9 protein-coding genes are annotated in these 10,945 nt (G+C 46.8%); 3 read left to right on the top strand and 6 right to left on the bottom strand.

The features are described from left to right. The 6 genes from ACTIE6_RS04170 to ACTIE6_RS04145 form a co-directional block, all read right to left on the bottom strand. Window positions 1-1,121, bottom strand: a 1,121-nt coding sequence (locus ACTIE6_RS04170) for an efflux RND transporter permease subunit (protein ID WP_439555429.1), incomplete at its 3' end; no start/stop codon positions are given. A 352-nt stretch (window positions 1,122-1,473) separates the two neighbouring features. After that, window positions 1,474-2,565 carry an efflux RND transporter periplasmic adaptor subunit gene (locus tag ACTIE6_RS04165; protein WP_439555428.1) on the bottom strand — a complete coding sequence of 364 codons (1,092 nt, stop codon included), beginning with the start codon at window positions 2,563-2,565 and terminating at the stop codon, window positions 1,474-1,476. Window positions 2,566-2,609: 44 nt separating this feature from the next. Continuing rightward, a complete protein-coding gene (locus ACTIE6_RS04160; RefSeq protein WP_439555427.1) occupies window positions 2,610-3,857 on the bottom strand; it encodes a TolC family protein in 1,248 nt (415 codons plus the stop codon). A gap of 303 nt (window positions 3,858-4,160) precedes the next feature. Further along, window positions 4,161-5,528, bottom strand: a complete 1,368-nt coding sequence (locus tag ACTIE6_RS04155; protein WP_439555426.1) for a HAMP domain-containing sensor histidine kinase — start codon at window positions 5,526-5,528, stop codon at window positions 4,161-4,163. A gap of 7 nt (window positions 5,529-5,535) precedes the next feature. After that, the gene (locus tag ACTIE6_RS04150) at window positions 5,536-6,222 is read right to left on the bottom strand and encodes a response regulator transcription factor (RefSeq protein ID WP_439555425.1); all 687 of its coding nucleotides are present in this window, start codon (window positions 6,220-6,222) and stop codon (window positions 5,536-5,538) included. Between the two features lie 56 nt (window positions 6,223-6,278). Continuing rightward, window positions 6,279-7,337 carry an App1 family protein gene (locus ACTIE6_RS04145; RefSeq protein ID WP_439555424.1) on the bottom strand — a complete coding sequence of 353 codons (1,059 nt, stop codon included), beginning with the start codon at window positions 7,335-7,337 and terminating at the stop codon, window positions 6,279-6,281. A gap of 46 nt (window positions 7,338-7,383) precedes the next feature. Here ACTIE6_RS04145 and ACTIE6_RS04140 point away from each other — a divergent pair, with 46 nt between their 5' ends. From ACTIE6_RS04140 to ACTIE6_RS04130, 3 genes are all read left to right on the top strand, one after another. Next, a complete protein-coding gene (locus ACTIE6_RS04140; RefSeq protein ID WP_439555423.1) occupies window positions 7,384-8,259 on the top strand; it encodes a diacylglycerol/lipid kinase family protein in 876 nt (291 codons plus the stop codon). Between the two features lie 187 nt (window positions 8,260-8,446). Next, a complete protein-coding gene (locus ACTIE6_RS04135; RefSeq protein WP_439555422.1) occupies window positions 8,447-9,598 on the top strand; it encodes an alpha/beta hydrolase family protein in 1,152 nt (383 codons plus the stop codon). Window positions 9,599-9,609: 11 nt separating this feature from the next. Then, window positions 9,610-10,944, top strand: a complete 1,335-nt coding sequence (locus tag ACTIE6_RS04130; protein ID WP_439555421.1) for a GntP family permease — start codon at window positions 9,610-9,612, stop codon at window positions 10,942-10,944. Window position 10,945 lies beyond the last annotated feature (1 nt).

Below are 10,945 nucleotides of genomic sequence, written 5' to 3'. Positions count from 1 at the left end.
AGCAATGCAAGCGGAATGATGATCGAAACGATAACTGTCGTCCGCCAGTCGGCCATGAAAATGAAGACTATCACAGTTACCAGCACAATTCCTTCCAGGAGGTTATGCTTTACAGTATGTGCACAAAATTCAATCAGATTGTCTCGATCATAAAAGGTAACCATCTTGACGTCCGGCGGGAGAATTTTGGTGTTCAATTCATTCACCTTATCCTTTATACGCGCCAGTACCTCGCTCGGATTTTCCCCTTTCCGCTGCACGACGATACCTTCCACCACATCATCATTTTTATCCAAACCCACCTGACCAACCCGCGGCATATCCGACTCGCGTACGTCGGCTACGTCTTTCACAAGCACCGGGTTATCCTTTACAAATTCCACGATAATGTTCTGTATATCAGGAATGGAGTTGAGTAACCCAATCCCCCTAACCACATAAGCCTGCCCGTTTTTCTCAATTACATCACCGCCGACATTGATATTGCTCTTGGTTACAGCCTGGTACACTTCCAGGGGTGTAATATTGTATTTAACCAGCTTGGTAGGGTTCACCTGCACTTCATAAATCTTTTCCCTTCCACCAAATGCGACCACATCGGCCACACCGGGAATGCTGCGCAGTTGTCTGTCAATTACCCAGTTGTGTAAAGTCAACAGCTCGCGGCTGTCGCGGTCTTTGCTTTTTAATGTAAATCTGAAAATCTCACCTGTCGGTCCGTAAGGCGGCTGTACGTCAGGCTCTACGCCTTCGGGCAGTGAAATGTTTCTGAGCTGGTTATTAACCTGTTGCCGCGCAAAAAAGTCCTCGACATTATCATCAAATATGATCTTGATAATGCTCAGCCCGAACATCGTAGTACTGCGGACATTGGATTTCTGCTGCACCGAGTTCATGGCCACTTCAATGGGCACGGTCACAAACCGCTCAATTTCCTCGGCACTGCGTCCATTCCATTGGGTTACTATAATAATCTGCGTATTGGTAACGTCCGGAAAAGCTTCCAGCGGCGTATCCCGATAGCTGACAACGCCTGCGACAATCAACAAGCCTGTCAGGAAAAATATGAAGAACCGGTTTTTCAAAGAAAACCCGACGATTCCTCGGATGAATTTGTTCATTGTTCAATGAGTGAATGAGTGAATTTTGAATGACTGAATGATTGAATGAGCGAATGGGTTAGTTGAGTTGTGAGTTAGTGAGTTAGTGAGTGAGTGAATTTTGAATGACTGAATGATTGAATGACCGAATAGGTAAGTGAAAGGATTTTAGCGAGAAGAGGGCTTCTTAGTAGTCAAATTGATGATTTTGAATAAATCAGACGTCAGGATGACAGCGAGCAAACACGCTCGTTCACCAACTAAAAACATTCAATCATTCAGTCATTCAATCATTCAAAATTTAAAACTTACTAACTCACTAACTCGCAATTCGCTAACTCACTCATTCACTCATTCACTCATTCAAAATTACCTAGTCATTCAGCGCGTCATAAACCAGTAGCTGGTTTTTGGAAATGATTGTTTCGCCGGGTTGAAGGCCGGATTTGATGTAAGTCCGGTTGGCCAGAGAGCGGTATACTTCTACGGGGCGGGTTTCGATTTTGCTGCGGCTGTGGTATACCATTACCCAGTTTTTGCTGCGGTCAAATATGATCGCCTGTGATGGTATGGCCTGCATTTCGCTGCCTTCCTCGAAATTAAGACTCACAGTTGCATGCATTTCGGGTTTGAGCTTGAAGCCTACATTTTGAAGCTGAATGCGGATCTTCATCGCCTTGGTATCCGGGTCGAGCACGTTATAGATTTTGTCCACCTTACCTTTGAACACTTCGTCCGAAAAGCTGATCGTGCGCACTTCTGCGGTCATTCCCAGCTTGATCCTTGGAATATCACTTTCATTTACATTCGCCATTACCCACACATCGGCGATTTGTCCGACAGTGAAAAGGCTCTCCGAATTGTCGGAGCGCAGCTGCATACCGCGATTTACATTTTTGTCGATGATGAATCCGTTGATTGGCGACTTGACTGTGTAGTTGGTGGATTTACCCAAACCATAAATAGAGAAAATTTCCTTGACCCGGCTGAGTTCCGCCTGTGCTTTGTCAACCATCTGTCTCGCCGAGATCACGTCGCGCTCAGGAACCAGCTTGCTCTCAAACAAATCTTCGGTGGAAGATAGGTTCTTCTGCGCCACCAGCAGGTCCGACTGCGCCTGGATCATCTGCCGCTCAAAATCCGCTACTTCACCCGAGCGTATCACAGCGAGTTTCTGACCTTTACGCACATTGTCGCCGAGCTCCACATCCACTTCTTCGACATTGCCACCTACCAATGGGTATACCTTAATTACCTGGTTTTCATCAGGTACTACCTTGCCGACGAGCGTCAGCTCATTGCGGACAGGTTCGGTTTGTACAGTATCCAGCTTAATGCGGGTCATCATTGTATCCGACAGCATAAATGCTTTTGACTCTTCGGCATCTGCCTGCTTTTTTTCACAAGCCCCGAAACCAAGGCCAAGTGCGGCAAGCGCAGCGGAGTAAATTATATTTTTGATCATTATAAAAGTGGCCAGGCCATTAAATTGTTCGATTTGTATGATTATCAGTTAAATAGCTCCTCGCCAACCACGTAGTTCAGTTCCTCGTAAACCTTAATGCGATCAGCCTGCAGGCGGTTGTATTCCTTGATGCTCTCGTTGTAGGTTTCAATAAAATCGATGAATTCGAGGAGGGTAATGTTCCGTTTCTGAAAGTTGTCGTAAATACCGCTGCTGAGTAGCTGAAACTGATCCGTAAATTGATTTTCAACACTCTGGTAGGCTTTCTCGGCGATGCCAACCTTCTGGATAGCCGCGTCAACTTCATTGCCTACGCTGTTCTGGCGTGCATTTTCAGCTGTTTTGTAATAGCTGATGTTGGTTTTGGCTGCTCTGATGTTTCCTTGATTCCGGTTAAAAAAGGGTAGGGAAATCGTCGCATTTATACCGAAATAGTTATTGACATAATTACTCGCCTGATCATAAATCGCTCCGACCTCAATGTCCGGTATAGCCAGCGCCTTTTGCAAGGTGTAGTTAAGTTCTGCTTCTTTCGTCTGTGATTGCGCCACTTTCAGGTCGGCGCGGCTCTGTAAAGCTCGGTCCTTTAATGCGGCCGGAGTGTACCTGTCAAGCTGGTACCTTCGGATATCGGAACTGTCTACCACCGACTTTACAGGCCGCTCGGTGTTCAGCAACGTGCGAAGATCCCGCTGGTTTTCCTGCAGTTCAAAGAGGATATCTGCCCGGTCATTCGTAAGCTGGAAAAGCAGGGCTTTCAGGCGTACCACTTCTTTCAGCGAAATGTTTTTCCGGGCATATTCCTTTTCGAAGGCGCTTACGGTGGTATTCAGCGTATTGATCTGCGTGTCGTACAATGCGACGGTTTGTTCCAGATAATAGGTTTCGAAGAAGTTCTGGCGCAGTTCGAATTTGAGGGTACGTACCAGATCATAAAATTGGTACTCACTCTTGCGGGTGCTCTCCACATCAAGCGCGACTTGTTTGTTACGCTTCCCGGCCCTGGTAATCAGCTGGGAGATCGTGAAAACTTTCTGACCATTTTTGCCTACGTCAAATGCGCCACGGGATGGGCTGTAAGCATTGATCTCGACACCAAAAGTCGGATTGTTCCAGAGCTTGTCCTGGATTTCTATCGATTTCGCAATATCAATCTGGTATTTCTCGGCAAGCAGTTCGAGGTTGTTCTGGAGGAAAAGACTATCAGCCTGCCTGATAGTGAGTTTGAGTGTATCCTGTGCGTGTAAACCGGTGACGGTTAAGATAAGCAGCCCGATGAAATAGGTTCGCATAATTTCTGTTTTAGAATGATGCGATATTCGGACGCCAGTATTACAGCAGGCTTAAAATAACGTTAGAAAAAAATTAGAATGCGGCTATTGGGCGGCCGTGGGGGTAATGCAAAAATGCCCCCCTGCCCCCCGGAGGGGGGTATTGGTAGATAACGCAAATTGCAAAGAGCAGCCCCCCCTGCCCCCCGGAGGGGGGTATGGTAGATAACGCAAATTGCAAAGAGCAGGCCCCCCTGCCCCCCGGAAGGGGGGTAGAGCGTAACGCAAAGTCCCCTTCAGGGGATTTAGGGGAAAAAAACGAGGTCAAACATGACTAAGCTGCACCCGGAACTCGCTTCCTGCACCAAGTTCGCTGGTCACTGAAATGTGGCCGTGATGGAGTTCAATAATTCGCTGGCAAATGGACAGACCAATGCCGAAACCGGGTACGCCCGACGCATTTGACGATCTAAAAAATGGATTGAAAATGTGCGAAATGTCTTCCTGGCCGATTCCGATCCCGTTGTCTTTCACTTTCACAATGCAGGATTTTGCATTGGATGAAATGAGGATCTGCGCCTGATGGTTTGAAGAATATTTACAGGCATTATCCAGCAGATTGGAAAAAACCCTTTTTAGCAATTCCTCATTTCCTTTGATCACCGTTTCGTTCTCGTTTTCAGGGATGGTTTCATAGCCGATGGTCACCTCGTAGTCAGGGTGTGCGGCCAGGAGTTCTTCTTTTGCCAGGAATGCAAGGTCTTCAATGTGTACAGGTGCCATTTTCAGGTTACCAACGTTTTCCAGTGATCTTGCAAGAAACAGCAGGTTATTGGTTATGCTGATCAGCCGCTCAGTATCCGACGATAAGTTATTGAATACTTCCACCAGGTCGGGGTTACTTGCAGTAAATCGCTGCCCAAGCTGTATCTCCGATTTCAACGCGGCCAACGGTGTGCGCAACTCGTGTGAAGCGTGGGATACAAAACTTTTTTGTTGTTCAAAGGCCTTGTTAAGACGGTCTAGAACGGTGTTGAAGTTGATGGCAAGCTGCGCGATTTCATCTTTTCTGTTTCCCTCATCGAGTTGCTGCGACAGGTTCTGCGCAGTGATAAGTGATATCTGTCCATTGATCCGGTTGATCGGACGGAGCGCATTGCCCGCAAAGTAAATGCCCAGCCCCACTGTAACTGCAATGCCCGCGAGTAAACCCCAACCCAATGTATTTTTCAGGTTGGCGAGTTTGCTGTGGCCAAAAGTATCGTAGGCAGAAGCCAGGACTACAAGCGGCTCACTATCGTCCTGGTAAAACAACCCGATCACCTCATTTTCACCTTGATGGAATTCAATATACTTCTTCTCACGCACTTCATCGAGCAGTGATTTTCGATAGGTCAGGAGCTTGTCGTCAACACTGGAATAGATCATTTCATTCTCTTTGTCAAAGATCAGTACCTTTTCATCCAGCATTTCAGATAGTGTATTCTGGTCAATTGCTTTGAGCAAATCCTTGTCAATGCCTTTTACTTTTACCAGCAACCGGCAGGTGGTTTGTGCCCTGCTTTTTAGCCGGTCGTAAAATTCCTCCTGCCTGTAATGCTCGGATACGCTGTAAATCGCGAATGAAAACAAAAGGAGTATCGCCGCTACAAGTAGCGTAAACTGCAATGCGAGCCGGTCTTTTATTTTCATAGGTACTTTACTCTTCTTTCATGATGTAGCCCATTCCGGGACGGGTGTGAATCAGTTTTACCGCAAAATCCTTATCTACTTTTTTACGTAAATAATTGATATATACCTCCACTACATTGGTACCCGGATCGAAATTAAGATGCCACACGTGTTCTGCCAGATCCATTTTGGATACTACCCTTCCGCGGTGCATCAGGAAGTATTCGAGCAATGCAAATTCTTTCGCCGTCAGGTCGATTGCATTACCTGCACGTTTCACTTGCTTGGTACCCAGGTTCATTTCAAGATCGGCAATCCTCAGTATGGTATCTGTTGTCTCTGGATTGTTGAGCACCGACACGCGCAATGCGGCATTGATGCGGGCTAGAAGCTCCCTGAAATCAAATGGTTTAACGATGTAATCGTCAGCGCCCCGGTTAAGTCCTTCAATCTTGTCCTCAATTTCTCCGTAGGCAGTGAGCATGATAATGGGAAGTGCCGGCTTGTAAATCCGTATTTGCTGACATACATCATATCCTTTCATTCCTGGTAAATTCACGTCCAGGAGTACCAGGTCAAACTTTTTGTCCAGCGCGAGCTGCTTTCCCGTGATACCATCATAGGCTATTTCAGCCTCAAAATGTTCTGCTGCCAGTCCGCGAAATATATTCTGGGCAATTCTGCGGTCGTCTTCGACGATAAGTATCTTCTTCATGGTGTCAGGTTAAAGTATGTGTGCTGTTTCCATTTATAAATGTTGACTTCAACCTGTCAAGATGTTTTCGGAGTTTGGTTTTCAATGATTTCTTTGGGGATGATTTCGGTAAGCGGCTCGGCTGGCGTCTGAACAACGATCCCCTGATCGAGTGAATGAATAATCGCTTTGTTGCTATGTGCGAAGTAGCACGCGTCAATGCCCTGTTCCTGGATACTTTTGATTAAAACTGTTGTATCGGGCCTGCTGCGTTTCCTGGTTTGCCGGATGTAAACAGCGCGGATATTGGTAGGGAAAGTGCGGCAGATCTCTTCATAAATCTCAGGGTCTTTCTGCGAATCGTCACCCAATAAAATAAATTGCAGCTCGGGGTAGAAGTTAATGATATTATGAATTTTCCTTAGCTTATGATCATGCGAGCCGGCACCCGTCATTACAAAATCATCAAGCCCTGACTTTATCTTTTTCAGTTTTAAAATTGCTTTCGGTAGTCCATTTAGCTCGGCAAACCTGACGATCATATCGTAAAGGTTCCATTCGCTGCTGGACACATAAAAGAAGATATTACTCTCTTTCTGTGGATGCGTACGACTCGCAAATGAGAGGAGCTGGTAATGTTTTACCACATCATCAAAAGGCTTCCTGGCCTGTACATTCCGCGCCAGCAAAACGAAAAGCTTGCGGAAAGAGCGGCGGCTGTGTGAGATCAGGAATGTGTCGTCAATATCAGATATTAACCCGTAAGAAGTTTTATAAGGTAAGAAAAACTCCTCTGTGCTCGTTGCCTGGTACTTTTTTCCATTTATCTCCTCATCAACACTCACTTCAAACGTGTGCCAGCCGCTGGACATGCTCTCGGTAAAAGGTACCTGAAAACGGAAATAGCCATCTGCCTCAGCGGTTGTTTCAGCAGTCAGGTTTCCTACTTTCAATACTACTTTCAGGAACGGAATGGTTTTAATGGAGAACAGTTCAATGATCGTTCTTGCGTAACGGAAACCGCTGCGCGTGTATTTACGATCGCCGGAAGGATACTTTCTAACAACATGTCCAAAAACAACCAGTTCCGTTTTATTCGCATAGCCGCGATACAGTTTTAAGTCACAACGTTTCATAACTATCTTTAACCCACTTAGACTTTACGACCCTAATTTAGCCATTATGTTTTCAGAACGAAAAGTTTTGCTGGTTGTTAATCCGATCTCCGGCGACGTCAACAAGGATGTTATTTTTGAGAAAGCTATTGAAAAAGCAGAGGCAGAGGGGTATGGATTGCGTATGTATTCTACTACCGGAGCGGATGATCTGGAACAAATCCGGGATATCGTAAATGAGATCAAACCGGAGCGTGTACTGGTTGCAGGCGGGGACGGGACTATCTCTCTGGTAGCGCAGGCGGTATATGGTGTCGATATCATCATGGGCATTATTCCCGCCGGTTCAGCAAATGGCCTTTCGGTCGATTTCGGATTATCAGGCGCCATAGACCAGGCTATGGATGTTGCTTTCGGAGGTAATATCATGCACATGGATGCCGTGTCGATCAACGGGGATATCAGTCTGCATTTAAGTGATTTAGGGTTAAATGCATTATTGGTCAAAAATTATGAAAACAGCGAAACACGCGGCAAGCTGGGTTACGCGCGTGAAATGCTGAAAACGCTAAGTGAGCATGAAAACTTCCTGGCAAGAATTACCACGCCGGACGAAGTGATTGAAACAGACGCATTGATCGTCATCATCGCGAATGCACAGAAGTACGGTACCGGGGTCACGATCAATCCGAAGGGGGATATGTCAGATGGACTTTTTGAGCTCGTGATCGCCAAGAAGCTGGACTTCATCGAAACGGCCAAGATCCTCGCGGGCAACACCGATTTCAACCCTGAAATCATGAAGGTAATATCCGTAAAACACGCCATTATAGAATGTCTCGATAAAGAAGCCCATTTCCAGATCGACGGAGAGTACAAAGGCACATTAAACCGCGTAGAGGCAAAAATTATTGAAAGGTATATTAAGGTGGCGATTTTATGAGGTGGCTGTTAGCCGTCTGCTGTCGGCAATCGGCTTTCGGCTTTTTTGAACCTGACGGTTTAGAGAAAACGGATATCGTCAATAGTTACATTAATAAAGGCCGACGGCCGACAGCCGAAAGCCGACAGCCTTACAAGCAGTAGTTCTTCCCAGCCAGTGCTTTTTTGACAAACTTATTATTCTTCAAATGAAGGCTATTGTTCTTGTGTTATCTGGGCTGTTCTTGTTTCAGCTTCATTGTTTCGGACAAGCTGCTGAGCTTTGTCAGGGTGCGTATTTCACTGAGGAGCAGGGGAAAGAATTTCTTGAAAAACATAAGGTAACCTCCAAACTGGCGTGGGAAACGCGGGCTGCGCAGATCAGGCAACAGATCCGGGAAGGTATGGATTTGAAAACGCTGCCTCCCAAACCTACTTCAAAGCCGATCGTTCACAGCCGCAGGGAAATGGACGGGTATTCCATTGAAAGTGTCGCGTTTGAAAGTATACCGGGCATTTATGTGACGGGCAATTTGTACCGGCCTTTGAAAAAGCAGAAATCTTATGCAGGTATCCTGGCACCGCACGGACATGGTGAAAATCCGCACGGACGTTTCAGGGAGCAAACGCAAAAACGTTGCGCAACGCTGGCGCGGATGGGCGCGATTGTTTTTGTCTGGGATATGGTCGGACAGGGCGATTCGAAGCAAACTGCACACAAAATGCCCAAAGCGCTCAAATTGCAGACGATCAACAGCATTCGTGCGCTGGATTATTTGCTCTCCATTCCCGGCGTTGATCCCGAAAGAATAGCAGTTACGGGTGAGTCAGGCGGCGGCACGCAGACTTTCCTGCTGGCTGCAATGGACGATCGTGTAAAGGTGTCTGTTCCGGTCGTGATGGTTTCAGCTTATTTCTTCGGAGGCTGTGTTTGCGAAAGCGGCTTACCCATTCATAAAAAAGGAGACTATCAGACTAACAATGTGGAAATAGCGGCACTAGCAGCTCCCCGGCCGATGATCCTGATTTCCGATGGTGGCGACTGGACCAAAAATACCCCGGAGGTAGAATATCCCTTTATTAAAAACATTTATAGTTTGTACGGGAAAACAGACCAGCTGGAAGCAGTTCACCTGGCTGATGAAAAGCATGACTTTGGTCCTTCCAAAAGAAAGGCAATGTATGCTTTTATGGCTAAGCATCTCAATCTGAACATAAAAGCAGTAACCAATTCCCTGGGGAATATTGACGAAGAGCCTTCCAAAGTGCTGACTCAAAAGGAACTGGAAGTTTTCAACGAAGCACACCCGAGGCCAGCCAATGCAGTAATGGGGGACGAGGCGGTGATGAAACTCCTGTAAATTCGCATGATATGATCATTTTCATCGTCTTCGCTGCGATTGTTTTCATTGTTCTCAGTTCTACCGTGTTCAAGCTGCATCCGCTGGTAGGATTGCTGCTGGCGGCGATCGGAGTAGGCGTTTTTGCAGGTCTTCCGATTGACAAACTGGCCGAAACCATCGGAAAGGGATTTGGAGAATTAATGTCGAAGATCGGATTAATGGTCATTCTCGGCTGCGTAATCGGCGCGATCCTGGATAAATCCGGCGCAGCGATCAAGGTAGCTGACGTGATTTTGAAGCTTTTTGGTGAGAAACATCCTGCATTTGCCATGTCCGTTATCGGCGGGATCGTAGGTGTCCCGGTTTTCTGCGACTCCGGTTTTATTATTTTACATAAGCTTAACCAGATAGTCGCCAAACGCACAGGCAAGCCGCTGGGTACTATTGCACTATCGCTTTCAGGTGGTTTGTTTGCGACACATACGCTGGTACCACCAACGCCCGGGCCACTTTCCGCCGCAGGTAATCTGGGGATTTCCGACTCTGTCGGTTTGGTGATTTTAATCGGTTTGATTGTGTCCGTGCCCAGTCTTTTTCTTTCCACCTGGTTTGCTCAGAAGTTCGCGCGGAACATTGAAATCACGACCGAAGCGGCTGTCGAGGAGCCCGTGCTAATCCCGGAAAGACAGCTACCGCCAGCGTGGAAAGCTTTTATGCCCATTGTGCTTCCTATTCTGCTGATTACACTTGCTTCTTTCGCCAGTATCCTCCAATTTCCTAAGGAATGGACAATGTGGCTGGGATTTTTCGGAAGTCCGCTGGTTTCATTCCTGCTGGCTATCTTTTTCAGTTATTCATTATTCCCTGAAAATGCCGCCGAACGGATGATGTTCTGTTTTAAAAGTGGCATTGAGCATTGCGGTACCACGCTGGTGCTGGTCGGCGCAGGTGGCGCTTTCGGCGCTATTCTGAAAGAAACGCACCTGAAGGAAATGGTAAGTGAGTGGTTATTGTCAAACGAAATGTCAGGCGGCTATTTGTTACTAATCGCGTTTCTGATTGCTGCATTCTTTAAAACAGCGCAGGGTTCAACAACTTCTTCAATGGTGTTAACAACCAGCATACTTGCGCCACTACTTGCTTCACTGGGCTTTATTACTCCCATTCAAATCACCCTTGTAGTAATGGCAGTAGGCAGCGGCGCGATGGTGGTGTCACATACCAACGATGCGTGGTTTTGGGTTGTATCGCAGTTTACCGGCATTTCAGCCAGGGATACGTACCGCACGCATACGATACTTACGGGTTTGCAAGGGCTGGTGAGCTTTGCGGCGGTGATGGTGTTGTGGGTTTTGCTGGGGTGAC

The sequence above is a fragment of the Dyadobacter sp. genome (assembly GCF_051859145.1).
Lineage (GTDB): Bacteria > Bacteroidota > Bacteroidia > Cytophagales > Spirosomataceae > Dyadobacter.
The sequence above is the reverse complement of the archived record's forward strand: the minus strand, read 5'-3'. Positions and strand labels throughout refer to the sequence as shown.

What these genes read in the sequence shown, in the direction of transcription:
- ACTIE6_RS04165 (WP_439555428.1), bottom strand. Translation starts at nt 2,565, where the DNA reads ATGATCAAAAATATAATTTACTCCGCTGCGCTTGCCGCACTTGGCCTT.
- ACTIE6_RS04160 (WP_439555427.1), bottom strand. Translation starts at nt 3,857, where the DNA reads ATGCGAACCTATTTCATCGGGCTGCTTATCTTAACCGTCACCGGTTTA.
- ACTIE6_RS04155 (WP_439555426.1), bottom strand. Translation starts at nt 5,528, where the DNA reads ATGAAAATAAAAGACCGGCTCGCATTGCAGTTTACGCTACTTGTAGCG.
- ACTIE6_RS04150 (WP_439555425.1), bottom strand. Translation starts at nt 6,222, where the DNA reads ATGAAGAAGATACTTATCGTCGAAGACGACCGCAGAATTGCCCAGAAT.
- ACTIE6_RS04145 (WP_439555424.1), bottom strand. Translation starts at nt 7,337, where the DNA reads ATGAAACGTTGTGACTTAAAACTGTATCGCGGCTATGCGAATAAAACG.
- ACTIE6_RS04140 (WP_439555423.1), top strand. Translation starts at nt 7,384, where the DNA reads ATGTTTTCAGAACGAAAAGTTTTGCTGGTTGTTAATCCGATCTCCGGC.
- ACTIE6_RS04135 (WP_439555422.1), top strand. Translation starts at nt 8,447, where the DNA reads ATGAAGGCTATTGTTCTTGTGTTATCTGGGCTGTTCTTGTTTCAGCTT.
- ACTIE6_RS04130 (WP_439555421.1), top strand. Translation starts at nt 9,610, where the DNA reads ATGATCATTTTCATCGTCTTCGCTGCGATTGTTTTCATTGTTCTCAGT.